Here is a 23930-nt window from a genome sequence, read left to right as displayed (position 1 = left end):
ATTTTATTATATTATATTACTGCAAATTTTATTTAAGGAAGTAAATATGAAAACAATAGACGCTAGAGGCATACCTTGCCCAAAACCATTAATTCTAACTAAAACTGCAATAACAAATGCAGCATTAAATGAGGAAATAGAAGTATTAATAGATGATGATGTTGCATTTCATAATATAACTGATTTCCTAAAAAATAATGGTATTACTTACACTAATGAAGGTAAAAACTTTAAAATTATTAAAAATAAAGAATTATCTTTAGCATCTAACAAAGAAAAGCCATCAGGACCTATAATTGCTGTTGTTGATAAAAAAGTTATGGGACAAGGTAATGATGAGCTTGGAGAATTATTATTAAAATCATTTTTAGGAGCATTAAAAGATTCTACACCTAAACCTGAAGCATTATATTGCTATAATGGAGGGGTTTATTTGGGAGTAGAAGAACCTTATAAAAAATTATTACAGGAATTAAGAGATGCTGGAATAAAAATATTCTTCTGCGGAACTTGTGTAAAATTCTATGAATTAGAAGGTATAAAAGTAGAAGAACAAACAAATATGCTTGGCATTATAGAAGCTATGTCAAATGCATCTGCTGTAATAAGAGCATAAGTTTAATTTATTATGGAACATAAATATTATTATTTTGATAATTCCACAACTAGTTTTCCTAAACCTAAAGAAGTAGCCGATGCAATGTATGATTTCATAATCAATATTGGAGGAACATACGGCAGAGTTAATACTCAAAGAGGAAAAATAACAACACAAAAAATAGAAGAATGCAGGGAAATATTAGCTAATAAATTTATTGGTACTAGAAATGATGCTAATGTAATATTTACACCCGGTGCTACTAGAGCTATCAATGATATACTTAATGGTCTTAATTTTCATGACTGCAAAATTCTTATATCAACATTAGAGCATAATGCCGCATTGAGACCAGTTCATAAATTAAGTAAAAATAGAAATGTAGAATATAATATCATACCTTCTTTGGATGGAGGTATAATAGATATTGAAGCACTTTCCAATATTATAAAAAAAGATAAAATATCATTAGTTATTATAAATATGGAAAGTAATATAAGCGGAGTTATACAGCCTATACAAAAAATAAAAGAAACTATAGGTGAAATACCTTTGCTTATAGACGCTACACAAGCTATTGGGGTGCATGAAATAAAAGCTGATGAATGGAATGCAGATTTTATTGCTTTTACCGGTCATAAAGGATTACTTGGTCCTACTGGTACCGGAGGATTTTATGTAAAAGATCCAAAGAATTTACCTGCAGGATATTTCGGAGGCGGATTTGGTGACGGATATGAAACTCCTTACAGTGTGCCTGAAATATATGAACCAGGAACTCCAAATACTGTAGGTATAATAGGACTTCTAGCAGCATTAAAAAATAGACCTGTTTGGAATATTACCATAGATGATTTAATTGATACTATAAAACATATAGAAAATATGAATAAATATAAAGTTATATGGTCTAAAAATAAAGATACTCAAGGATTTGTATTTTCAATAACAACGGATAATAATTCTATAAGTATGTCAGATTTATCTCATAAACTGTATGATGATTATAATATAGAATGCAGATATGGTTTTCATTGTGCTTTTTTGGCCCATAATTTTTATAAAAATGAAAATGGTGCTATAAGGTTTTCATTCTCGCCATATACTACAAAAAAAGATTTAGAATATTTAAAAAATACATTAGGAAATAAATTATGGTAAAAAGTTTTTGTTATTTACAAACACCTAGAGATTTAATAAAAGCAGAAAAAATATTATTGGATGCTGGTATAGAAGTTGTTGTACGCCCTGCTCCTGAACCTGTATTTGGAGTATGCAATATGGCTATAGATATAGAAGATAATGACAGAGCATATATAGTTTCATTACTTGAAGCTGCTGGTTTAGTTGTTGTTATAAAAGATATGGAAAACTAAAAAATATTATAAATAAACAATAACGGCTTATCTTATTAACAAAAGGCAAGCCGTTTTTTATGGAAAACTTTTTAGTTAGATATAGCAATAATTGTACCAATATACATTTTATCTGTCCTAATACCCGGTTTAATCTCTCCGTTTATAGAGTAAATTTTATTTCCTATCAGCACTAAACCTTCTCCGCAAGGAGCATCAAAAGGAATTTCTCCTATTGTTCTCCAACTATTAGATTCACAATTATAAATTAATACATTTCTATTCCAATTAAATTTATAAGGATCAGCACCAAAATATTCCTGCTTGAAATTAGATAATTCGTTTCCTTTTAGATTTCCTAAATTATAAACAGCATCATCATAAACGGCTTTATTAAAACCGCCTATCACAAGCATTTCTGTTTCATTAATTTTTACAGATGCAGCACCAAGTAAAGATATTGCTTCACCATTTAAAACTACATCAGCTGCAGCTTCCCAAGTATTGTTTTCAAAATCATATTTGTATCCGTCTGTATAAGCTGTTAAATCTCCTCCGCTGAATATATATATTTCCATTCAATAATTGAGCAATAGCCTGAGTTCTGCTTTCTTCACCAGGTACAGAAGCTAATTCTTTAACTTCTTTAGTATTTAAATCATACTCATAAACTTTATTGCTTCCTTTACCTGCCTGCTTGCCAGTAATAACATATAATTTATTATCCTTATAAACAGCCGCACCATTTTGTAATGCGAAAGTCAAATCACCTATTTTTTCAACATTTAATTTATTATCTTTTAATGTTATAAATAATATATCATCATCAGCTTCAGGGTTAGAAGAACCGCCGATATAATATATTCCATTTTCAACGGTTATAGAAGCTCCGTAACCTATTTCATTCTCCCAATTAATATGTTCTACAACCTCTAATACTCCGTTTTTATCTTCTAACATATAAATATCAGAATAAGTCTTTTTCACTCCGCCATTAATAACAGGCTCATCAGGAAAATTAGCTCCTCCGCCTACAACTATATATTTACCGCCTAAAGAACCATATAGAAGCCCAGCAGTTCCAATATTTTTATCCGTTCCTGTTTGAGCCGGTAAATGCCCTCCGACTTCCCAAACTATTTTCTTATTAACTTTAGAATCTAATACATTAATATTATTACTGCTTGAATTAGAACATCCGCAAATAAACATAATAAAAGCAGCAAATAAAATTAAGTATATTCTTTTCATAAATCTATATCCTTACATTTATTATTTGTTTTTTATAGTAGTAGAATAAGTAAGTCCTTTTATTTTTTCTGCAGATGGTTTTCCAAAAGCAAAAGAAGCTAAAAAAGAACCCAATACGCCTACACCTATAATTATAAATGAAATCATAAACTCAAATATTTTTGGTTTAGCATAACCAGGTATAAATTTAGTAAGCATACCGGCAGGATCGCTAACATAGAATGCTACTATTACAGATACTATAAATCCAACCCATACTGCTTTAGTTTCAATTTTATCAAAGAATATACCTACCAAGAATACAGCAGCTATAGGACCTCCTAAAAGACCTGTTACAGCTTGGAAGTATAAAAACATATCTCCCTGCTCACCTTTACATACAAAATAAATGGCTAATGATGTACTGAATATACCTACTATCCAGCTTGATAATCTAGCAAATTTTAATTTAGAAGAATCTTCCATATCAGGTTTTAAATATTCCAATATATCTGTAGTCATACAAGTAGAAACAGAGTTAAGACTAGATGATACAGTAGATTGAGCAGCAGCGAATATAGCAGCTATTACCAAACCAGAAATACCAACAGGTAAAGCATTTATAACAAAATAAGGAAGTATAGCATTAGCATCAAGATTTCCAGGTAAAGCAGCTTTGAAATGGAAGTAAATATATAAAGCAGAACCCATACCTATAAATATTATTATACTAGTACAAAGCAGAGGAACATTCATAAACAAACTTTTTTTAGCTTCATGTTCATCTTTATTTGTAGCATACCTTTGAACTATATCTTGGCTTCCAACATAAGAATATATAGAATTAACAACACCGCCTATTACAATAGTCCATATACTAGTTTTAGCTAAATCAAATGAGAAGAAATCAGGACTTATAATTTTACCATCGTCAGCCAAAAGTTTAAATCCTTGACCTATTCCTTCAGGAGCTGATGAAAAACCAACTATAATTACTAAGAAAGCACCCAAAAGAAGTACAACTGTTTGTATAGCATCAGACCATAATACTGCCTCTATACCGCCCATAGATGTATAAGCAACACAAAATACTGATACTATAACTGTTATTAAAACAGGGTTAAGAGCAGGAAGTACCTGCTGTATAGCTAATGTAGGAAGAAAAATAACTATAGCCATTCTTACAATGTGGAAAAGTATGAAAGTTAAACTACCAACAAGTCTGAAAGAATTATCAAATCTTTTTCCTAAATATTCATAAGCAGTGGTTACATTAACTCTTCTAAAAAATGGTACAAAAGTATAGGCAGCCCATAATACCATTAAAATAATTCCCAATGGAGCCATACCTAAAAGCCAGCTATTATTATAAACAGAAGCTGGTATAGCGATAAATGAAATAGATGATAAAGCTGTAGCATAAATACTCATAGCTGTTACTAAAGCAGGTACCCTACCGCCAGCTTTGAAATAATCATTTGTTGATTTTGTTCTTCTAGCAAAGAACATACCAATTAAAAACATTGCAACAAAATATAATCCAATGACTACCCAGTCAAACCAATGCCAAGCCATATAGTTCTCCTATTATACATATTGTTCACGTGAACAATTATAGTATAGCAAAATAAAGTTACATTGTCAATAAAAAATATAAAATTATAAGTACTTTATTTTAATAAGAAATAAAAATAATCCTATTTAAAATCATTATTTTTGTATATTAAATATAAAAACTCATTGATTTTTTAATGAAAATAGTTAGAATAGTAAAACTATGGAAAAATATATAGATACTTTAATAAATTCAAATATTTTCAATGAAATACCAAAAGAAGAAATAATAAATATATTAAATGATTTTAAATACAAAAACAAACATTTTTCTAAAGGCAGTACTATAATAGATATTGGCGATAAAGTTCATAATATATATATAATAGCAAAAGGAAAAATAGAAATTTCAAAAGAATATGAAGATGCAAGAAAAAATATAGTTAATATTTTAACAGACGGAGATATATTTGCTGAAGCATTTGCATTTTCAAGCAATAAAATATCATCAATACAAGCCATTTCTTTAGATCCATCAGATATAATAGAAATAGAAGCTATGAATATATTTAATTCAAAAAATAATTATACAAAAGATAAATTTATAGAAAATCTGCTAAGAGTAATTTCTGATAAAAATAAATTTTTAGCTTTTAAAAATGATATATTAAGTCAAAAAAGTCTAAGAAATAAAATAATTATATACTTAAAATACATGTCTAATATTCAAAAATCATCAAATGTTGTAATACCATATAACAGAGATAAACTTGCTGAATTCATATCAGCGGATAGAAGTGCATTGTCAAGAGAATTAAACAGACTCTATAAAGAAAATATCATAAACTTAAACGGAAATAAAATAAGCATTATCAATATATAATTTTTATTAAAACACAATTATTTAAGGAAATAAAATGTCATACTTTGAAAAAGGTTTAGAATTATTTAGAGAAACTCAATTTGAAAAAGCAGCAGAATTATTTATTAAAGCTTTAGAAGAAGATAGTAATAATTCTGAAATATATAATTATTTAGGTATTTCTAAACAGGCTTTAGGATTTTTTGAAGAAGCAGTTAATTACTATAGTAAGGGAATAGCAATAGATGAAAACTATGCGGAACTTTATTATAACAGAGCAGACTGCAAATGCAATTTAGGATATTATGAAGAAGCTATTAAGGATTATGACAAAGTAATAGAATTAATGCCTAATCATTCAAAGGCTTATGATGACAGAGGATTTGCTAAAGGAAATTTAGGATATTATAAAGAAGCAGTTAAAGATATTGATAAAGCTATAATTTTAGACGGCAATAATATTGATGCATACATTGACAGAGCATTCATAAAATTAATGTCAGGAAAATATATTGAAGCTATAGATGATTATAAAAAAGTATTAGAATTAGATGATACTGAAATACATGCTTATAATGGCATAGGCGATGTAAAAAGAAATATGGGACTTTATGAAGAAGCTATTACTTACTATAATAAAGTTTTAGAACTTTCTCATGCAAACAGTTCTTATGCTTATAATAATATAGGAATTTGTAAAATAGGACTTGGGATGTATAATGAAGCTATAATTGATATAAATAAGGCTTTAGAAATATACAATGAATATACAGACGCATATAATAACAGAGCAATAGCAGAATATCGTTTAGAACTTTATAAAGAATCTATTGAAGACTGCAGCATAGCAATAAATTTATCTCCTCAATATTTTTACGCATATAACAATAGAGGAAATTCTAAAAGTGCATTATGACTTTATGAAGAAGCTATTAAAGATTTTGATGCTGCAATAAATATAGAACCTTCATATATTGAAGCATATTATAACAGAGGATTAGCAAAAAATAATATGGAACTTCATCAAGAGGCCATTAAAGATTATGAGAAAACAATAGAGCTTGACAATACTTATATAAATGCTTATTACAATAAAGCTCTTTCATATCATAGTTTATCTAATTACGAAAAGGCAATAGAGAATTATGATAAAGTTATAGAATTAAATCCTAAATCTGCTGATGCTTATAATAATAGAGGATTTGCAAAATATAAAATGGGACTATATCAAGAAGCTGTAAAAGATTATGACAAAGCTCTTGAAATAGATCCTAATTACACAAAAGCAAAATTAAATAAAGAAGAAGCATTAAAATCCATTTAATATAATATTATTTATTCATAAAATTTAAATGCTTTTTTCTTTTTCTAACTTCATCAACTATTTTTTTTAATGTTATTTTAGACATGGACTTTTCAAAATCAAGTCTTACAGAATTAAATTCATCTCCTAAAACATCGAACATAGCACATCCAACAGGGCAAATATGATTAGGTTCATGGAAATTAAAAAGTCCCCTCTCCTCTTCTGTAAATACTGCCTCATATATTGATAATAAAGTTATATCTTTTTCATCTTTTATTAATCTGCTGCCCTTTTTATCCGTTTCTACAATTCCAGCATCTTGCAATTTAAGCAAAATTCTTCTTATAACAGCCGGATTTGTTTTTACACTTTTGGCTAGCAAATGAGATGTAGTGCCTTCATTTTCAAAAAATGCTATACATAATACTATATGAGTAGCAACTGATAATTTTGTATTAATCTTCATACTTTATATGATAAAATAAAAAATAATTATAGTCAATAATTGAATATAAATCATAAAATATTTTTATTTAATATTATAAAAATTTATTGTAACAACTTTGGTAACAATTTTTATACATTTTATTCTTGATATATATATTGTCAAAGTATATATTATTGCAAATAATTTTAAGGAGATTCGAAATGAATAAAATTTTTAATGTTATAGCTTTATTTGCTTTTATTTTTATAGTATCATGTTCAAATAATGCCAATAAAGATACAGCATCAACTAATGCTAATACTACTGATACTAATGCAGTAAAACAAGCTGTTGCAATAAATGTTGAAGGAGCAGCTGCACCGGAAAGTATAAAATTTAGAAATGGTAAATTATATATTGCTAATTTAGGCGATCCTAATGCTCCTAAAGACGGTTTTATAATCGTTGCTAATGAAGACGGAACAGGTATTGAAAAATTATTTGAAGGAGAATTAGACAGCCCAAAAGGTTTCTCTTTCCTAACTGATGATATTATTATCATACCAGATCAAGTTAACGATAGCTCTATGGTAGGAAACTTAGTATTAGCTAACATAAAAGATAAAAAAATCATTACTAAACTTCCAATAGAAGGATCTAAATTCTTAAATGATACAGTTGTTATAGATCCTACAACTGTAGCTTTAACTGATACAGGGGCTTCTACAGTTCATTTCATAAAAGTAGATAACAATTCAGCTTTATCAATAACTTCTTCAGTTACAAATGTAGTTGGTGCTAATGGAATATTCTTAGATAACGGTGTTTTATATGTAGCTGGAAGTACATTTGGAGGAGATCCTAACGGAGGAGACATTTACACATTAAATATAGACGGCACTGGTTTAACTAAATGGACAGCTTCAAGATTAGGAGCCGGTGCTTTAGACGGTATAGCTATAGCTAACGGCAAATTATATGTTTCTGATTGGGGAGAAAACGGTGCTAATAATAATGCCTGCATATATGTATTTGATTTGAATACCAAAGAACAATTAGAAAAAATTGAAGGAGAATTAAGCGGAGTTGCTGATATAGATTTAGTTAATAATGTTATATATATACCAGAACTTTCTACTAGCTTAATCAAAAAAGTACAATTATAATTTTTTCGTTCATAGTACATAATTAATTCCTAAGCATCTCTTATATTTATTATAGGAGGTGCTTTTTATTTTGATTATTATAAAAAATTTTGTATATATTTTTATTGTTAATGTTATAATTATATTATATGCAGTTGTATATATTTAGAAAGTATAAAAAATAAAACAGTTTCAAAATACTATTTAAGAGGCTTTATAATGAAAAAAATATATTTCTTTCTTGTTTGTATAATAATTGTAATATCATCAAATTCATGCTATGACAGTATAACACATAAGATAAAAGTTTATCATAACGGCGACATACTTACAATGAAAGGAGATGAGCCTACTTACGCTAAAGCTATTGAAATAAGAGATAATACTATAATGAAAGTAGTATATACTGATGAAGATGAAAAAAGTTTATTAAATAATGCTTATGCTGAAGTAATAGATTTAGATGGAAAAACTTTAATGCCGTCTTTTATAGATTCGCACAGCCATATAATAAGATTTGCCCAATCACTTACAACTGTAGATTTAACTGGATCAACTAATTTATTAGAAATTGCTGAAAAGATTACAAATTATATACAGGTAAACAAATTAAAAGATGATTCTTGGGTAATAGGATTCGGATATGATAATAATTTATTGCCTGATAAAAAAAATCCAAACAGAGATGATTTAGATAAAATTTCTACTACACATCCAATATTTATAACACATGCTTCCGGCCATGTAGGTGCAATGAACTCAAAAGCGTTAGAAGAATTTGGAGTTGATGAAAATACTCCGGATATAGAAGGAGGAGTTATAGAAAGATATCCTAACAGTAAAAAACCTACCGGATATATGGAAGAAACAGCCTTTATGCATTATGCCCAGAGTATAAATTTTGCAATTACAGACGAAGATTTAATGAATTTCATCAATCAGGCAGAAAATGTATATTTAGGATATGGTATTACAACAGCACAGGATGCTCTAATTTCAACAGCAGAATTTCCTCTTATAAACAATATGGTAACAAATAATAGATTTAATATAGATATCATTGCTTTTATAGATTTAAAGAACTCAGAATCTATTGTTGAAACTAATAAAGAAATGGTTGGAAAATATGTTAATAGATTTAAAATAGGAGGATACAAAATATTTTTAGACGGTTCTCCTCAGGCAAAAACAGCTTGGTTGGGTCAGCCTTATGTAAGCGGTCCTGCCAGATACAGAGGATATGGTATATATGATGATGCAGCTGTAGAAAAATATGTTGAAAAAGCATTAGATGATGAATTGCAGCTTCAGGCACATTGCAACGGAGATGCCGCAGCAGAACAATACATTAATGCTTTCAGCAATGTTATGAACAGAAGAAAAACTACTAACAATTACAGAGCCGTATTAGTACATAGTCAGATAATACGGGAGGAACAATACAAATCTATGGCAAATCTCAATATAATACCTTCAATATTTGTGGCACATGTATATTATTGGGGTGATACACATTTAGAAAATTTAGGAATAGAAAGAGCGTCTCAAATAAGCGCCTCAAAAACAGCATTGAATAATAATTTAGATTTCACATATCATCAAGACACACCTGTTATAAAACCTAATATGATTGAAACAGTATGGTGTGCAGTTAATAGAATAACTAAAGACGGGGTATTATTGGGAGAAAATCAAAAGGTTACACCTTATGAAGCATTAAAAGCTATTACTATAAATGCCGCATATCAAAATAAAGAAGAATATCTAAAAGGAACTATAGAAGAAGGCAAATTGGCAGATTTGGTAATACTTAGCGGCAATCCTATAAAATGCGATCCTATGAGTATAAAAGATATTGAAGTTATTGAAACTATAAAAGAAGGAAAAACTCTTTATTCAAGAAGCAAAATAAATACAAGATTTAATAATGTAGGCCTTAGTTTTAACAAATAAAATATATTTACAAATACATACAAATGTGATATAATACGTAGGTATATGCTTTATAGTATTAACAATTTTATATCGACAACAAACTGGAGATATCTTTCTTATGGTATTGATATAATATTAGTTGCAATATTATTTTATATAATATATATGCTTATGTATAATACAAGAGCATATAGTATAGCCATAGGATTTATAATATTATTTTTTATCACTTTAATAGTAAAAATATTCGGACTTGCAACATTATCATGGATATTTGACAAATTCTTTCAGGTTGGACTTATTGCTATAGTAGTGCTTTTCCAAGCAGAAATAAAGCATGGACTTAGAATATTAGGCGGACGTGCTTTTCTAAAAAAATCATTTAGATACGATGAAGATCAAATACAAAAGATTTTAAGTGCAACATTTAACTTATCATATAAAGGATATGGTGCATTAATAGTATTCCAGAGAAATATATCATTGCATTCTTTAGTTGATAGAGCTGTTAAGCTTAATGCTGACATATCTATAGAACTTATAGAATCTATATTTTTTAAGAATAATCCAATACATGACGGAGCAGCTATTATTATGGAAAATAGAATAGTAGCAGCAAGTGCATATTTGCCTCTAACTGAAATAGAACCTAAAATAAAAAATAGAAGACTTGGTACAAGACATAGAGCTGCACTCGGTGTATCCGAACAAACTGATGCTGTTGTGGTTGTAGTTTCAGAAGAGACACAATGCGTATCTATAGTGCATAATGGCATATTAGAATATAATTTAAGCAGAGAAGAATTGGATAAAAGACTTGGAGAACTTTTAGAAATAAAATGAGTAACAAGAAAAAGCTAAATATTAAGAAATTTAATTATAAAAAGGCGTTAAATTACATAACGAACAGATTTTGGATTAAATTATTATGTCTTGCTATGTCTTTCTTATTATTTTTATTTGTAAGATATCAAAAAGAATACACTAAAGATTATGTTACTAAAATAGAAATAAAAAATATACCTCCAAAATTATTAATAGCCAATGATGTTCAGGAAAATGCTACAATAACTTTAAAAGGATTTAAAGATAATGTGTATGAGCTTCCGACAGCATTCAGTACTTATATAGATCTCACAAATGCATCTATAGGAAGCAATATGTATGATGTTTATTTGGTTGGAGATATAGATTATACAAAAATGAATATTACAGTAAATCCAAGTAAAATACCTGTTATATTAGATGAGTTGGCATATAAAACTGTTCCAATAGAGCCTTCAACTACAGGTATGACTTCATTAGGATTAAATATTGATAATATTATAATAAATCCGTCAAATACAATTATATCAGGTCCTAAAACATTAATATCTACTATAGACAGTGTAAAAACATATAATATAGACTTAAATGATAAATATTTGGATTATTCTACAATATCAAGAGTAAATATACCTAAAAATGTTAAATCTGATGTATCAAGAGTTAATGTCAGTATTATTTTTAATAAAGATGTAGAAGTAGTAGAGTTTAATAATATAATTGTGAGCTTTGATAATTTGGACAGCAGATTTGCAGTAAACTCAGCGGAAGGATTTATAGTAAATAAAGTTGTATTAGAAGCAAATAGAAGTTTTCTTACCAATATAACTGCTAATGATATATTATTATCATTAGATTTAAAGGATATAACAAATACTGGTAAATATTCTAATATATCAGTTGAAGCTAATATACCTATGAATACAAAATTAATAAAAATAGAACCATCATATTTTGACATAGAAATATCAGCTAAAAATGACACTACAAATAATAATAAATAGGTAAATCAATAATTAATGAAAAAATTAAGATACGGGGATATAATAATATTTCTATTCATACTAATATTCTCATTTTTTTATGCTAAGAAAATAATAACAGGTAAAAGTAATAAAGTAATTATAGATACTTATGAAAAATCCTTTAGATATGATTTAAATACAGATAGGGAAATAAAAGTAAACGGATTATTAGGAGAATCTAAAATAGTTATAAGTAATAATCAAATTATGTTTGAAGAATCCCCTTGCAGAGATAAATTATGTGTTAAAGCAGGAGTATTAAAAAATGCTCCTATAATATGCATGCCTAATGGCATAATTATAAGATTTGAAAAAAATGTTGAGGATAATTTAGAAATAGATTCTATTGTTCAATAGGAATAATTATGGTATTTTTTGAAAGTATTAAATCGCATACAGGAAAAAGAAGAATTTATGATATAATATTTTTTGCTTTTATATCATCATTTATTGCTGCAGTTGAAAATATGTTTCCAAGACCTATACCATATTTTAGAATAGGCTTTTCATTTATAGTTATATTAATGGTTATAGATATATTTAAATTTAGAGAATTACTGCTTCTTATATTTATAAAAAATGTATCTGTTGCAATAGTTTTTGCATATATATTAACTCCCCCATTCTATTTAGGATTATGCGGAGGTATAACATCTGTAATAATAATGAAGATGATGAGTTATTTAAAAAATACATTTTCAATTTTTGGTATAAGTTTAGCAGGAGCTTTAGTAAGTAATTTATCTCAGGCATTTTTATCAAAATATTTATTTAACCTGCCGGATATTAGATTTTTGATAGTTCCAGTATTTATATTATCGCTTATAACAGGAAGCGTAGTAGGTATTATAACAATGATATTATATAACAATGAATAAAACTATTTATTTATTAAAACATGAAAATACTTTTTGCCTCTTAATATATCCTCAGACAATATTCTTTGAGCTTCATTTTGTTTGTATGATAAACTATCTTTATCCACTTCAATTTTTACTATCTTACCATTATCATTTGTATAAAAAGAATTATAAAATTTTATAATATTATCCGTTTTATCTTTATAAAGCAATGATATTATAGAGTTTGTATAATTTACTTTTGTATTAGCAGCAATAAACATAGGTATATTCTCAGGAGGAAAACCATCCTCTTCAAATTTATAACTACCATTTGTGCCATTCCATATTAATATAGGAGAAATTGTATATGTATAGAAAAAATTTTTTTTGATATCTTCATCTATATCTGAATTATATATTATATTTTTTAAATATGGATATAAATGATCATGTTTAAATATTATAAGAGCATCCGGATATTTTTCTAATATTACATCTCTAGTATCTATTATATCCTTTGCTGATAATGCAGAGTTTTCCATTGTTTCTACAAGAACAGGTATATCTTTTTTACTTATTTTATCCATGAGTCTTTTGTTATTCTCATACACATCTAAATCATTTTCAACATGACTTCCTGCATGTCCCATAAATGTAAAACCAGATAAAAATATAGGCTTATCACTTTCATTTGTTTTTATATAATTTTTTATATTTGTAAGCCCCAAATTGAATACAACATCATCCATTCCAATATTAGGAAATAATGCATCAAGATAATATGTAACTCCTGATTCTTCTAATGCTATCGTATGATATCCATTTTCTTTCATCAAATATGGAAGAGCTGAATATATAGGTGTTTTTTGTTTTTTTGGAAATAATGGAGAAGATCCTATCAAACCGGATGTTCTTGCAAATAAACTGCCGTAACTGTCATTAGGTCCTACCTTTGTAGAATTGCTTGCCCATTCTCTATATTCTTTAGGAAAAGGATCTTTATCCATAAGAGGTAAAAAATGCTCATAATCATAAAAAGATTCCATAAATATAACAAATACATCTCTTTTTATATTATCATTATAAGGAACTATCAGCTTTGATATATCTCTTATACTTTCTGCTTCTTTTAATAAATTAAATGCTGCCTCTACATTATCTTTATCTGCAGTTATTTTTATTGATTTATCATAAGATATTCTATAACTTATAGTATTTATAATACCATATCTATTCGCTATATCTATATAATCAGCATATATTGATTTTATAGCTACAGGTCTGAAAAACGATATATAAGTTACAGCAGCAACTATTAAAGTCATTATAACAGCTTTCTTTATATTTATTTTATATATTCTATAAAGTCCATATATAAAATATACAGCATAAGCCAATAGAAGACCAAAATAAAGTGTAGTTGCCGATATTGTAATTATCTGCATATATAAAGGCAATACTTCAATCAAAGAAGGATATAAATCAGGCATATCAGTAAAAAATAATGGTTTAGCATCTATTGTTATACAAAGAGGCTCTATAGTAAAAAAAGAAAATACCACAACTACTATAAATAAATATGATGTTATTTTATTTTTATTAGAAAGTATATATGATATTAAAGAAAATATATAAGCATAGATAATATCTATTATATTAAAATCAAATTTGTTTACCGAAAACATAGGAAACAATAATTGAGTTATAGAATAGTATAATAATAGTACAATAAAAAAAGAAAGTATATAAAAACTATTATTTTTTAATGTTAATTTTTTCATATATTTATCCGTATTAAATATCAAGATTATATAATATTATTTATTTTCTACAAATATTTTTTAATAAAAAAATGTTTCATTTGTAAAAGATATATATTTTTATGTTAATTAAATATGTTGTATAATATGTTAACGTATGTTATTATACTAAAATAAATCAATATAAGGTCAAAAATGAAATCAATAAAAATACTAATTATATTACTAGTTATAAGTTCAACATCATTTGCAAAAAGCGGGTTAGAACTAGGTATTTTTGTACCTCTAGGAATGAGTATAGGAATACATTACTTTAATAAACCTCCTTCACATTTTAATAAAGCTCAAACTAATCAATATAATGCAAATATAAGCAATAATACAAGAACTTCGCATGTAGGTTTTGAAGCTGGTGTATTATTTCAGGCAGGATACAGATTAGAGCTTAATAGAGATATAAGTTTTAGTTTTATGGGTGAATTTGGATACAATAGAGATACATTTAATTACAGACTTAAAGATGAGAATACAAACTCTTTATATCTAAAAATGCAGCATTATAAATATTATAGTTTTGACAGCATAGTTATTGGAGTATGCCTAAATTCAATTATAAACGATTTTCTATAGGTATAGGAGCAGGAATGAAAATTTTTGTTCACGGCACCATTAATGATTCATATTATAATAAATTATTAGGCTATAGCGATGAAACTATAAAAATCATTAATACAAAAAATTACAAAGACTATTTTTCAAGTAATATAATACCATATCTAAAATTAACATTGGATTATGCAGTATATACATCACGTAAATTTGATTTTGTTATAGGCGGATATATTAGTTATGATTTTGCTTTGAAATATAATGATAAAAGCAAAGGCAACAATCAGCTTAACAATCCTATAGAAAATATATCCAGTCTTGATATAGGTTTGCAGCTTGGTACTAAAATAAGGCCAATGAATTAGAAAATATAAAATAAGGTTATAAACAGAGAAAATTATGAAAAAATTATTAAATATATTTATAATAGTATTATTAGCATCCGGAAGTTTATTTGCTAAAAGCGGTTTAGAGATTGGTATATTTGTACCGTTAGGAATTGGAGTTGGAATTAATCAATATGCTTTGACAAATAATAAGGCGACTCAGCAGCAGCAGGAAAATTTTAATGCAGCTGTTAAACAGGCCAATAGAAACTCAGGTGTTGGTTTTGATGCAGGGGTTTTATTTCATATAGGATACAGATTTAACATAAACAGAGATTTCAGTTTCAGCCTGCTTGGTGAAATAGGATATACACATGATGAATTTGTATTTTATAGAAAAAGCGGTGATAAAATTTATAAAAATGATTTTAAATATATGTTTGAAAGTCTTGCCTTTGGTATTTATCCAAAATTAAATTGGAAAAAATTTTCATTTGGGATTAATGCAGGCATCAAAGTACCTTTATATGCTAGAATAATGTCATCATATATGAATTATAATACATTATATATCAATAGAAATATAGAACATTATAATGCATCGCAAATTGAAAAAATATTCAGCAATCCTATTATAATACCTTATCTGAAATTTTCAGTAGAATACTCTATTTATACTGATAAAAAATTTGCTATTGCTTTAGGAGGTTATATAGGAGGAGATTTCGGAATGACATTAAAAAACCCTACACTTAATAATAATCAGGCTCTTGCCAAAATGACAAAACAAACCATATCCAGCTTTGATATTGGTTTTCAAGCAGGTATTAAGATACTGCCTTCTAATTAAATTATATTGGAGAAATATTAATGATAAAAAAATTATTTATACTTAATTTATTATTGTTATTTATATTTGGCTGTAATAGCAGCATGTTAAAACCTGATGATTTCAGCAAAGAAACCATTAATAAAAAATATCCTTATTGGCAGGTAGGAGTTGCTAACTTTCAAATAGCTAATAATTTAACATCTTATGCCACAATAACAGTTGAAGAAAAACGTTTTATATTAAGATGTATGGCACTTATTAGAACAGCTTTAAATTCTGATGAATTTCCAACTGCAGTAAAAGCTAAAGGAAATCTAACAGCAGCAGCAAATTACTCTTATGGAAATTTTAGTATTAAGGCTGGAGAAGCATACAATCCTGATAAATTAACAGAAGTAGTACGTACATTAAAATATAATTTCACCTATGAAAAACTAAAAACAGGCGGAGCAGGTTTAGGTACTGTAGGTGTTTCAAGATATGCAAGATATATGGGAGGTCAGAACCCAGATCAAATACCGACAGCAGATTGGGTAGGATTTGAAAATGATAATTGGATAAAATGGTCCGGTGATAGTTTATATGGATATGCAAGTTTTTCAGGCTTAATGTTCCATGAACATATGCATAATATTGGATTTACTCATAACGATGTTAATAAAAATAGTAATGTACCTTACGGGCTTCAAGATGTTGTACAAAAATTAATTGAAAGAATATTATATGATGATTTAAAAGATAAATATGCAAGACAATTAGATGAACTTACAGCTTACTATTACACTGAATATAAAAATTTATTAAGAGAAGATAGTATTTTCGATCCTAATATAAAATAAAAGTTGGTTATTATGATAAAAAATTATTTACACTTAATTTATTATTGTTATTTATGTTGGGATGCAATAATAATATATTAAAACCCGATGATTTCAGTAAAGAAACTATAAACAAAAAATATCCATACTGGCAGGTTGGTATAGAAAATTTTGAAATAGACAGCATACTAAATAAATATACTATTATTACAGTAGATGAAAAAAAATATATGTTAGTATGTATGGCTCTTATTAGAATGGCAGTTAACACTGAGGAGTTTGCCAACCGTGTAAAGGCAGCTGATTCTCAATTGGGTTCTTCTGTAAATGACAGCTATAATGGACATAATCTTAAAAAAGGAGATAAATACGAAGCTCAAAAAGTTATTGACTGTGTTCGTTCTCTTAAATATGATTTTGTATATAGAAAAATGAATGTTGCTGTTGGCACCGGTACTGGTTGGCAAGGTAAATCTAGATATTTGCGTTACGGACTTCAGCCAGAAAATGAAATACCTATAGGAGAATGGGTAGGTTTTCACTCTGGTAATTGGGGCAGTTTAGATTCTGTTTTATTTGGAGACTATTTTACTTATATGCAAAGTCAAGAATACGCTAATACAGCAGGTTTAATGTTTCATGAACATATGCATAATATAGGTTTTCATCATGAAGGACAATATGCCGTTCCTTATACTCTTCAGAATGTAGTAACTGGAATTTTAAATGAAATATTGTGGAAAGATTCAAATATGGGAAATAAATATTCAAAACAGATTAATGAACTTATAGCTTATTATCTTACTGAATATAAAGATTTATTGAATGAAGATAGTATTTTCGATCCTAGCTTAAAATAGTTATAAAAAAATGAAAGGGCTAGTGAATTTATCACCAGCCCTTACTTAATTAAGCTTTTCTATCAATCTAATTTATCACCTATTACTTTTCCATTATTATCAACATAAACTTCTCTGTTATTACCTAATTTTAATTTGTAGCTAAGATATTCTTTACTAATTTCTAATACAGCAACACCTTTGTATTTTGCTTCAACAGCCTGCATTATATTTGCAGGTATAAATGCTGTAGGTAATGGTTTATTATTAGCAGATACATCAGTCCAATTTCCATCTTTATCAAAATCAATTTCTACACCGCTTTGCAGTTCGGCCAAAAAACTGTTTCTGTCTTGTTCAGCATATACTATAGGATCATTAGCAAAATTAGCTTTGATAAAATCCTGGGCAGCTTTTGGAAGCTGATTTGCTTGTATAGGTATGTCAGCTCCAAATACAGTAGCGATAGATAACATCATTACAGATGCTGCTAAAATGATTTGTTTTAATTGTTTTTTCATAAAAAATGCTCCTTGTTGTTTAATTGTTATATTTATAATATAATACATAAAACAAGTTTTGTCAATATTTTTTACTTAAATTTTATAAAAAAATTACATTTTATATCAAAATGTAAAATAACAGTAAATTATAAAATTTAATTGTAAATAAATTTTTGTTATTTAATACGTTTTTTACTATTATTTTACTAAAAAACAAGATATTTTTACAAAAAACAAAGAATTTAATAAAAAAAATAAAAAAGCTAGCATGAATAATTAAACAATTCATACTAGCTTTATATTAAATAAAATTTTATTAATCTAATTTTTCTCCCATTAGGTTGCCATTATTATCAACATAAACTTCCATTCTATTAGCTAATTTTAATTGATAACTATTGTATTCTTTACTTATTTCCATTATAGCAACTTGAGGATATTTTCCCTGTACTGCTTTCAAAACATTAGCTGGTATAAAACCAGTAGGTAAAGGCATTTTAGAACTTACATCTGTCCAATTACCGCCTCTGTCAAAATCAATTTCCACACCGCTTTGCAATTCTACTTTAAAACTATTTCTATCCTGTTCAGCATAAACTATTTGATCAGATGGGAAATTAGTTTTTACAAAACTTTGAGCATTTTGAGGTAATTGATTTGCTTGTATAGGCATATCAGCAGCAAATACATTTGAAATAGATAACACAGTTAAAGAAATAATTAAAATAAAAATTTTCATACTGTTTATCATTAGTAGCTCCTTTATCCTTGTTACTAATAAAACATAATAATAATACCTAATGTAAAAAATATATAAATAATTGTTTATTTTTTTTAATTTTTAATATAGAATATTTCGACAAAATAATGTATTTGACTTTTTTAAAAAAAATACTAAATTAAATAATGAATGATATATAAAAATGGAGGGTACATGGAACATAATATTATAGACGGATATAGAAAAATAGAAGGAAATTATCCAACTTATAGAGAATATTTAATACATTTTTATTGTAAGGACTGTTCTAATTTTTGGGCAGTTGATGATAAAGAGATAAATATATCAGAAGATGATGATATAACTCAAATTGATGATATCATAGAAGACTCAGTATCTCATTGCCCTATATGCGGTTCTACAAATATAACAAGAAGCAACAATAATAGATAATTTAATTAGAAGAGATGGTAATATCTTTATTATCATCTCTTTTATTTTTTATTAATTCAACCATTTCTTTAGAATCTATATCTGACGCTATATTCAAAGCATCTTTATTATCCTCATTTCTTATATCTAAATTAGCTCCGCTTTCTATTAGCAGTTTTGATGCTTTTACATTATTATTTTTTAATGCTATTATTAAAGCACTGTCGCCTCTAACATCAATATCATTAATATTAGCACCATTTCTAATCAGATAATCTATAGTATCAACAGCACCATCCTCCGCAGCATACATTAATGGAGTTTTATTGCTGAAATCTTTAGAATTTATATTTACACCTGACTCTAAAAGCCTTTTTATTTTTGGCAAATCTCCATATAAACATGCTATATGTATACTCTCTTCAGAATTATCTATTCTTATATGCTTAGCAGCCTTCTTTAATATAGGCCATAATATAACAATAGAAACGATTACTATTATAACTATAGTATTAATACTCATATTTTTATCCAGTCATAAAAAATATAATAACATTTATATATGCATATAACAATAAAAAACCTTTCACAGTAAAACAGGCATAATATATTATTTCTTGAAAGAAATTATCTTATCTTCCTTATTTTTTGTATCTATAATAATACTTTTTCCCTTTAATTGCATAGCTCCTGAAAATATAACATAAGGTATATTTAATGCCTTTAATAAAATTGCAGCATGAGACATAGGGCTTCCATTTATAGATATTACTCCTTTAATATTCTGTTTAATCTCTGTTACAATAGAAGCATATATATTATCAACTATTAATATAGTATTTTCTTCTTTAGGCAAATCTAATTTTATATCTAATAAATATTTTAATACTTGATAAAGAATATCTTCTATATCATATTTTCTTTCTTTTATATATCCGTCATCCAAAGCATCAAAACTTTTAAATATATTTTTCATAACTTTATTATAAGAATATGCTGCTGAATATTTTTTATTTTCTATCAAATCATAAACTTCTTTTAATACATAATCATCAAACAACATAGATATATAAGTTTCAAATATCAAATATTCATTATTTTCAAGATTCTTTTCTTCTATTATGCTTTTTTGTTCTAATAAATCTTTTTTAACATTATTAATAGCAAGTATAAACTTTTCTTTCTCAGCTTTAGGATCTTTTATGTATTCTTTCTTTATATTTACACCAAAATATATATACAATGCAGTTCCTTCAGCATAACCATCAGAAACAACTATCAAATTACTATCTATATCTTTTATTTTTACAGTTTTATTTCTAGTTTCAAATTTACCATTAACTAAATATTCAAATCTTTCCAATACCTGTTCAGCATCAGGACCTTTGGCATATATTTCCATTATATCGCCGTATTCTATATTAAGCAATGTAACTTTTGTTATACTGTCAGCAGATACTGGGGCTTTATGCTTAGTTTTATTGGATATGTATACTAAACTTTTGGAATTGGCTATTATATTAATAAACATAAATACCGGTCTTGCATGAAAACCATTTTCAAGCAAAATTTTATATTCACCTTTTACATAGTCTTTAAACTCTATATCATTTGAAACTTCAACAGTATTATAATCCAATTTATCTTTTACATAAGATATTTTAGGAGTTAAACTTTCTATAGCTTCAGATACAACTTCATCTAATGATTTATTAAGAGATGATTGTATTGCCGCATTAATACCGCCTTCTATAAATGGCGCCGATGTCATTCTTACATTAACTGATTTTTCTTCATCAAGCATAGATATTGCAAGTTCTGAACTTATAAGAGCACTTCCTAAATCGCAAAATATTAAAACTCCGTCATCAGAATATACACTTTCTATAGCATTAAAAACATCTATTGAATCCGTACCCATTTCACTATGATTATCACCAGTTCCTCCAGAAAAAGCCATTTTTACATTTGTATTTGTTACTTTCCTTATATAATCAACTGCTGTTTTAGCAAGTTCATAACTATGTGAAACAAATATTAAACTAACCACATTAATTCCTTTTTATTAATTTTTATAAAACATTTATTAATTCTTTTATTAACATATAAGAAGATGTTGCTCCTGGATCTTGATGCCCTATGCTTCTATCTCCTAAATAACTAGCCCTACCCTTAGTAGCAAGCATATCTACAGTAGACTTCATAGCATTTTCTGAAATATTCAAAATATTATTTTTAAAATCTTCTAAATTTTCATTCGTTATATCATTATTTTTTGATGCAAATTCTTTTATAGCTTCCAATGTAGGATAAAAAGTATCAAGCATAGTTTTTTCACCAGCTTTTGATTTCCCCAGTGCTGCTATGGCATTTGTACCTTTATTAAATATTTCTAATATATCCGTCAAAGATAATTCTTCTTTATTTGAAGAAACTATACTAGCATTAAGAAAAAAAGTACCATACAAAGGACCAGAAGAACCGCCTACATTTTTTATAAGCAAGGTTGCTGTTTGTTTAAATATAGATGATATACTAGCATTTTCATCTAAAGCATTAATCATATCTCTTACAAAATTAAATCCCCTATTCATATTTATTCCATGATCAGCATCCCCTATATCAGAATCCAACTTTGTTAAATAATCTTTATTTTCTTCATAAGTATATGATAAATTGATAAGCCATTCTTTTATTTTAGCCTTAGTATACATAATATTACATTCCCCATCTTAAAGCTGCTGTATATACTGGATAATCCCACAACTTTAATATTTCATCGTTGGCTTTAATTAAACTAATAGAAACCCCAGCCATATCTATAGAGGTAACATAATTACCAACAAGATTTCTTATTATTTTTAATCCTTTTTTTAAAGCAATTTCTTCAACAGAATTATAAAAAAAGGTAAAGCTCCATTAAAGGAGTAGCCCCCATACCATTAACCATACAAATAAGTTCATCATTGCTTTTATAAGGTATATCTGAACATATAGAATCCATCATAATATCTGCAATCTCATCAGCAGTTTTTATTTTCATCCTTTCTCTTCCAGGTTCTCCATGTATTCCAATACCCATTTCTATTTCATCATCAGATATATCAAATGTAGGTTTACCAACTGCAGGTACTGTACATGAAGTCAAAGCCATACCCATAGAACGTGCATTCTCTTTACAATAATCAGCATATTCCAAAACCTTATCTATATTATCACCGCGTTCAGCATAAGCTCCGCATATTTTTTCAAAAAATACAGTAGCTCCAACCCCTCTTCTTCCGGTAGTATATAAACTATCTTTAACAGATACATCATCTTCTATAATAACGCTTCTTACATCAATACCTTCTGCTTTGCAAAGCTCCTCAGCCATTTGAAAATTCATAACATCACCAGTATAGTTTTTTACTAAAAATACTACACCATTACCGCTATTAACAGTCTTTGCAGCCTCTTCCATCTGATCAGGAGTGGGAGAAGTAAATACAGCTCCAGGACAGGCAGCATCCAACATACCATACCATACCCTACAAATCCTCCATGAAGCGGCTCATGCCCAGAACCGCCTCCAGATACTAAAGAAACTTTGTTACTTTTATTAATTCTTGTAATAAAAATAGGATCATAACATATATTTATAATGTTATTATGGGCTTTATGCATACCTTTAAGTTCTTCTAATATGATATTATCTATATTGTTTATAATCTTTTTCATATACTGCCTACACATTATAATATTAGTTAAATACATTAAAAATATAAACTAATATAAAGTATAATAGAAATAGATGTTTTTTCAAGGCATTCTTTAAGAATTTGTATAAATGTAAATAAAAATTTATTATTATAATAAATATAAATTTTATAAATTTACTTGCAATTATTGAATAATAGAGTATTATTAGTAGAACTTAATATATTAAGGGGTTGTATAATGCTCAAGAAAATATTTATTGTAACATTAATGTTTGCATTTTCTTT

At 27.2% G+C, this 23930-nt stretch carries 29 protein-coding genes and 1 pseudogene; 18 read left to right on the top strand and 12 right to left on the bottom strand.

Features of this window, described 5'->3' with window-relative positions:
• The first annotated feature begins 46 nt into the window (after positions 1-46).
• From yedF to Q0J90_RS05385, 3 genes are read left to right on the top strand one after another with little or no spacing between them, the layout of a single operon-like run.
• Positions 47-616 carry a sulfurtransferase-like selenium metabolism protein YedF gene (gene yedF / locus Q0J90_RS05395; RefSeq protein WP_297276923.1) on the top strand — a complete coding sequence of 190 codons (570 nt, stop codon included), beginning with the start codon at positions 47-49 and terminating at the stop codon, positions 614-616.
• A gap of 12 nt (positions 617-628) precedes the next feature.
• Positions 629-1759 carry an aminotransferase class V-fold PLP-dependent enzyme gene (locus tag Q0J90_RS05390; RefSeq protein ID WP_297276922.1) on the top strand — a complete coding sequence of 377 codons (1131 nt, stop codon included), beginning with the start codon at positions 629-631 and terminating at the stop codon, positions 1757-1759.
• Complete coding sequence (locus tag Q0J90_RS05385) at positions 1753-1974, top strand: putative Se/S carrier-like protein (protein WP_297276921.1); 222 nt, start codon at positions 1753-1755, stop codon at positions 1972-1974. The genes Q0J90_RS05390 and Q0J90_RS05385 overlap by 7 nt, the downstream gene beginning before the upstream one ends.
• Positions 1975-2045: 71 nt before the next feature.
• Here Q0J90_RS05385 and Q0J90_RS05380 read toward each other — a convergent pair.
• Both Q0J90_RS05380 and Q0J90_RS05375 read right to left on the bottom strand, forming a co-directional pair.
• A pseudogene (locus tag Q0J90_RS05380) lies at positions 2046-3204 on the bottom strand (cyclically-permuted mutarotase family protein).
• A 21-nt stretch (positions 3205-3225) separates the two neighbouring features.
• On the bottom strand, positions 3226-4758 hold the full coding sequence (locus tag Q0J90_RS05375; protein WP_297276920.1) for a sodium:solute symporter: 1533 nt from the start codon (positions 4756-4758) through the stop codon (positions 3226-3228).
• Between the two features lie 202 nt (positions 4759-4960).
• Here Q0J90_RS05375 and Q0J90_RS05370 point away from each other — a divergent pair, with 202 nt between their 5' ends.
• Genes Q0J90_RS05370 through Q0J90_RS05360 form a run of 3 tightly spaced genes read left to right on the top strand, consistent with a single transcriptional unit; the run spans position 4961 to position 6923 of the window.
• Positions 4961-5620, top strand: a complete 660-nt coding sequence (locus Q0J90_RS05370) for a Crp/Fnr family transcriptional regulator (RefSeq protein ID WP_297276919.1) — start codon at positions 4961-4963, stop codon at positions 5618-5620.
• Positions 5621-5654: 34 nt separating this feature from the next.
• Positions 5655-6515 carry a tetratricopeptide repeat protein gene (locus Q0J90_RS05365; protein ID WP_297276918.1) on the top strand — a complete coding sequence of 287 codons (861 nt, stop codon included), beginning with the start codon at positions 5655-5657 and terminating at the stop codon, positions 6513-6515.
• A gap of 15 nt (positions 6516-6530) precedes the next feature.
• A complete protein-coding gene (locus Q0J90_RS05360) occupies positions 6531-6923 on the top strand; it encodes a tetratricopeptide repeat protein (RefSeq protein WP_297276934.1) in 393 nt (130 codons plus the stop codon).
• 7 nt (positions 6924-6930) lie between these two features.
• On the opposite strand, the gene Q0J90_RS05355 is transcribed toward Q0J90_RS05360, so the two are convergent.
• The gene (locus Q0J90_RS05355; RefSeq protein WP_297276917.1) at positions 6931-7371 is read right to left on the bottom strand and encodes an Rrf2 family transcriptional regulator; all 441 of its coding nucleotides are present in this window, start codon (positions 7369-7371) and stop codon (positions 6931-6933) included.
• A 182-nt stretch (positions 7372-7553) separates the two neighbouring features.
• Here Q0J90_RS05355 and Q0J90_RS05350 point away from each other — a divergent pair, with 182 nt between their 5' ends.
• The 6 genes from Q0J90_RS05350 (at position 7554) to Q0J90_RS05325 (ending at position 13140) form a co-directional block, all read left to right on the top strand.
• Complete coding sequence (locus tag Q0J90_RS05350; RefSeq protein WP_297276916.1) at positions 7554-8498, top strand: ATP-binding protein; 945 nt, start codon at positions 7554-7556, stop codon at positions 8496-8498.
• A gap of 198 nt (positions 8499-8696) precedes the next feature.
• Positions 8697-10430 (top strand): amidohydrolase, encoded by a 1734-nt coding sequence (locus tag Q0J90_RS05345; protein ID WP_297276915.1) that lies wholly within the window; start codon positions 8697-8699, stop codon positions 10428-10430.
• Between the two features lie 45 nt (positions 10431-10475).
• Positions 10476-11255 carry a diadenylate cyclase CdaA gene (gene cdaA, locus Q0J90_RS05340; protein ID WP_297276914.1) on the top strand — a complete coding sequence of 260 codons (780 nt, stop codon included), beginning with the start codon at positions 10476-10478 and terminating at the stop codon, positions 11253-11255.
• The gene (locus Q0J90_RS05335) at positions 11252-12241 is read left to right on the top strand and encodes a CdaR family protein (protein ID WP_297276913.1); all 990 of its coding nucleotides are present in this window, start codon (positions 11252-11254) and stop codon (positions 12239-12241) included. The genes cdaA and Q0J90_RS05335 overlap by 4 nt, the downstream gene beginning before the upstream one ends.
• A gap of 15 nt (positions 12242-12256) precedes the next feature.
• Entirely contained in the window at positions 12257-12619 is a 363-nt protein-coding gene (locus Q0J90_RS05330; protein WP_297276912.1) for a NusG domain II-containing protein, read from the top strand.
• A gap of 8 nt (positions 12620-12627) precedes the next feature.
• Positions 12628-13140, top strand: a complete 513-nt coding sequence (locus tag Q0J90_RS05325) for a Gx transporter family protein (protein WP_297276911.1) — start codon at positions 12628-12630, stop codon at positions 13138-13140.
• Positions 13141-13142: 2 nt separating this feature from the next.
• On the opposite strand, the gene Q0J90_RS05320 is transcribed toward Q0J90_RS05325, so the two are convergent.
• Positions 13143-14885, bottom strand: coding sequence for a sulfatase (locus tag Q0J90_RS05320; RefSeq protein WP_297276910.1), 1743 nt, complete (start codon positions 14883-14885; stop codon positions 13143-13145).
• Positions 14886-15059: 174 nt separating this feature from the next.
• Between Q0J90_RS05320 and Q0J90_RS05315 the strand changes: the two genes are divergently transcribed.
• The 5 genes from Q0J90_RS05315 to Q0J90_RS05295 are packed head-to-tail and all read left to right on the top strand — an operon-like array spanning position 15060 to position 18309.
• Complete coding sequence (locus Q0J90_RS05315; protein ID WP_297276909.1) at positions 15060-15494, top strand: hypothetical protein; 435 nt, start codon at positions 15060-15062, stop codon at positions 15492-15494.
• 14 nt (positions 15495-15508) lie between these two features.
• The gene (locus tag Q0J90_RS05310) at positions 15509-15838 is read left to right on the top strand and encodes a hypothetical protein (protein WP_297276908.1); all 330 of its coding nucleotides are present in this window, start codon (positions 15509-15511) and stop codon (positions 15836-15838) included.
• Between the two features lie 34 nt (positions 15839-15872).
• Positions 15873-16649: a hypothetical protein gene (locus tag Q0J90_RS05305; RefSeq protein WP_297276907.1), complete on the top strand. Its 777-nt coding sequence runs from the start codon at positions 15873-15875 to the stop codon at positions 16647-16649.
• Positions 16650-16669: 20 nt separating this feature from the next.
• The gene (locus tag Q0J90_RS05300) at positions 16670-17470 is read left to right on the top strand and encodes a hypothetical protein (RefSeq protein WP_297276906.1); all 801 of its coding nucleotides are present in this window, start codon (positions 16670-16672) and stop codon (positions 17468-17470) included.
• A 53-nt stretch (positions 17471-17523) separates the two neighbouring features.
• Complete coding sequence (locus tag Q0J90_RS05295; RefSeq protein ID WP_297276905.1) at positions 17524-18309, top strand: hypothetical protein; 786 nt, start codon at positions 17524-17526, stop codon at positions 18307-18309.
• A 62-nt stretch (positions 18310-18371) separates the two neighbouring features.
• Here Q0J90_RS05295 and Q0J90_RS05290 read toward each other — a convergent pair whose 3' ends face one another.
• Positions 18372-18809: a PepSY-like domain-containing protein gene (locus Q0J90_RS05290; protein ID WP_297276904.1), complete on the bottom strand. Its 438-nt coding sequence runs from the start codon at positions 18807-18809 to the stop codon at positions 18372-18374.
• Positions 18810-19107: 298 nt separating this feature from the next.
• On the bottom strand, positions 19108-19542 hold the full coding sequence (locus tag Q0J90_RS05285; protein WP_297276903.1) for a PepSY-like domain-containing protein: 435 nt from the start codon (positions 19540-19542) through the stop codon (positions 19108-19110).
• Between the two features lie 183 nt (positions 19543-19725).
• Between Q0J90_RS05285 and Q0J90_RS05280 the strand changes: the two genes are divergently transcribed.
• Positions 19726-19965: a hypothetical protein gene (locus Q0J90_RS05280; RefSeq protein WP_028329954.1), complete on the top strand. Its 240-nt coding sequence runs from the start codon at positions 19726-19728 to the stop codon at positions 19963-19965.
• A 1-nt stretch (position 19966) separates the two neighbouring features.
• On the opposite strand, the gene Q0J90_RS05275 is transcribed toward Q0J90_RS05280, so the two are convergent.
• The 6 genes from Q0J90_RS05275 to Q0J90_RS05250 all read right to left on the bottom strand — a co-directional run bounded on the left by Q0J90_RS05275 (position 19967) and on the right by Q0J90_RS05250 (position 23610).
• The gene (locus Q0J90_RS05275) at positions 19967-20467 is read right to left on the bottom strand and encodes an ankyrin repeat domain-containing protein (protein WP_297276902.1); all 501 of its coding nucleotides are present in this window, start codon (positions 20465-20467) and stop codon (positions 19967-19969) included.
• Between the two features lie 87 nt (positions 20468-20554).
• The gene (gene dhaM / locus Q0J90_RS05270) at positions 20555-21994 is read right to left on the bottom strand and encodes a dihydroxyacetone kinase phosphoryl donor subunit DhaM (RefSeq protein ID WP_297276901.1); all 1440 of its coding nucleotides are present in this window, start codon (positions 21992-21994) and stop codon (positions 20555-20557) included.
• 22 nt (positions 21995-22016) lie between these two features.
• Positions 22017-22658, bottom strand: a complete 642-nt coding sequence (gene dhaL / locus Q0J90_RS05265) for a dihydroxyacetone kinase subunit DhaL (RefSeq protein WP_297276900.1) — start codon at positions 22656-22658, stop codon at positions 22017-22019.
• Between the two features lie 4 nt (positions 22659-22662).
• Positions 22663-22800 carry a dihydroxyacetone kinase subunit DhaK gene (locus Q0J90_RS05260; RefSeq protein WP_297276933.1) on the bottom strand — a complete coding sequence of 46 codons (138 nt, stop codon included), beginning with the start codon at positions 22798-22800 and terminating at the stop codon, positions 22663-22665.
• A 40-nt stretch (positions 22801-22840) separates the two neighbouring features.
• Positions 22841-23461 (bottom strand): dihydroxyacetone kinase subunit DhaK, encoded by a 621-nt coding sequence (locus Q0J90_RS05255; protein ID WP_297276899.1) that lies wholly within the window; start codon positions 23459-23461, stop codon positions 22841-22843.
• Positions 23365-23610, bottom strand: a complete 246-nt coding sequence (locus tag Q0J90_RS05250; protein WP_297276932.1) for a dihydroxyacetone kinase subunit DhaK — start codon at positions 23608-23610, stop codon at positions 23365-23367. The genes Q0J90_RS05255 and Q0J90_RS05250 overlap by 97 nt, the downstream gene beginning before the upstream one ends.
• Positions 23611-23930 lie beyond the last annotated feature (320 nt).

It is taken from the genome of uncultured Brachyspira sp. (genome assembly GCF_944390595.1).
Classification (GTDB): domain Bacteria; phylum Spirochaetota; class Brachyspiria; order Brachyspirales; family Brachyspiraceae; genus Brachyspira.
The sequence above is the reverse complement of the archived record's forward strand: the minus strand, read 5'-3'. Positions and strand labels throughout refer to the sequence as shown.

What these genes read in the sequence shown, in the direction of transcription:
- dhaL (WP_297276900.1), bottom strand. Translation starts at nt 22,658, where the DNA reads ATGTATACTAAGGCTAAAATAAAAGAATGGCTTATCAATTTATCATAT.
- Q0J90_RS05335 (WP_297276913.1), top strand. Translation starts at nt 11,252, where the DNA reads ATGAGTAACAAGAAAAAGCTAAATATTAAGAAATTTAATTATAAAAAG.
- Q0J90_RS05255 (WP_297276899.1), bottom strand. Translation starts at nt 23,461, where the DNA reads ATGTTGGATGCTGCCTGTCCTGGAGCTGTATTTACTTCTCCCACTCCT.
- Q0J90_RS05365 (WP_297276918.1), top strand. Translation starts at nt 5,655, where the DNA reads ATGTCATACTTTGAAAAAGGTTTAGAATTATTTAGAGAAACTCAATTT.
- Q0J90_RS05375 (WP_297276920.1), bottom strand. Translation starts at nt 4,758, where the DNA reads ATGGCTTGGCATTGGTTTGACTGGGTAGTCATTGGATTATATTTTGTT.
- Q0J90_RS05275 (WP_297276902.1), bottom strand. Translation starts at nt 20,467, where the DNA reads ATGAGTATTAATACTATAGTTATAATAGTAATCGTTTCTATTGTTATA.
- cdaA (WP_297276914.1), top strand. Translation starts at nt 10,476, where the DNA reads ATGCTTTATAGTATTAACAATTTTATATCGACAACAAACTGGAGATAT.
- yedF (WP_297276923.1), top strand. Translation starts at nt 47, where the DNA reads ATGAAAACAATAGACGCTAGAGGCATACCTTGCCCAAAACCATTAATT.
- Q0J90_RS05370 (WP_297276919.1), top strand. Translation starts at nt 4,961, where the DNA reads ATGGAAAAATATATAGATACTTTAATAAATTCAAATATTTTCAATGAA.
- Q0J90_RS05295 (WP_297276905.1), top strand. Translation starts at nt 17,524, where the DNA reads ATGTTGGGATGCAATAATAATATATTAAAACCCGATGATTTCAGTAAA.
- Q0J90_RS05345 (WP_297276915.1), top strand. Translation starts at nt 8,697, where the DNA reads ATGAAAAAAATATATTTCTTTCTTGTTTGTATAATAATTGTAATATCA.
- Q0J90_RS05315 (WP_297276909.1), top strand. Translation starts at nt 15,060, where the DNA reads ATGAAATCAATAAAAATACTAATTATATTACTAGTTATAAGTTCAACA.
- Q0J90_RS05300 (WP_297276906.1), top strand. Translation starts at nt 16,670, where the DNA reads ATGATAAAAAAATTATTTATACTTAATTTATTATTGTTATTTATATTT.
- Q0J90_RS05355 (WP_297276917.1), bottom strand. Translation starts at nt 7,371, where the DNA reads ATGAAGATTAATACAAAATTATCAGTTGCTACTCATATAGTATTATGT.
- Q0J90_RS05350 (WP_297276916.1), top strand. Translation starts at nt 7,554, where the DNA reads ATGAATAAAATTTTTAATGTTATAGCTTTATTTGCTTTTATTTTTATA.
- Q0J90_RS05385 (WP_297276921.1), top strand. Translation starts at nt 1,753, where the DNA reads ATGGTAAAAAGTTTTTGTTATTTACAAACACCTAGAGATTTAATAAAA.
- Q0J90_RS05305 (WP_297276907.1), top strand. Translation starts at nt 15,873, where the DNA reads ATGAAAAAATTATTAAATATATTTATAATAGTATTATTAGCATCCGGA.
- Q0J90_RS05290 (WP_297276904.1), bottom strand. Translation starts at nt 18,809, where the DNA reads ATGAAAAAACAATTAAAACAAATCATTTTAGCAGCATCTGTAATGATG.
- Q0J90_RS05320 (WP_297276910.1), bottom strand. Translation starts at nt 14,885, where the DNA reads ATGAAAAAATTAACATTAAAAAATAATAGTTTTTATATACTTTCTTTT.
- Q0J90_RS05250 (WP_297276932.1), bottom strand. Translation starts at nt 23,610, where the DNA reads ATGCATAAAGCCCATAATAACATTATAAATATATGTTATGATCCTATT.
- Q0J90_RS05310 (WP_297276908.1), top strand. Translation starts at nt 15,509, where the DNA reads ATGAAAATTTTTGTTCACGGCACCATTAATGATTCATATTATAATAAA.
- Q0J90_RS05280 (WP_028329954.1), top strand. Translation starts at nt 19,726, where the DNA reads ATGGAACATAATATTATAGACGGATATAGAAAAATAGAAGGAAATTAT.
- Q0J90_RS05325 (WP_297276911.1), top strand. Translation starts at nt 12,628, where the DNA reads ATGGTATTTTTTGAAAGTATTAAATCGCATACAGGAAAAAGAAGAATT.
- Q0J90_RS05285 (WP_297276903.1), bottom strand. Translation starts at nt 19,542, where the DNA reads ATGATAAACAGTATGAAAATTTTTATTTTAATTATTTCTTTAACTGTG.
- Q0J90_RS05390 (WP_297276922.1), top strand. Translation starts at nt 629, where the DNA reads ATGGAACATAAATATTATTATTTTGATAATTCCACAACTAGTTTTCCT.
- Q0J90_RS05330 (WP_297276912.1), top strand. Translation starts at nt 12,257, where the DNA reads ATGAAAAAATTAAGATACGGGGATATAATAATATTTCTATTCATACTA.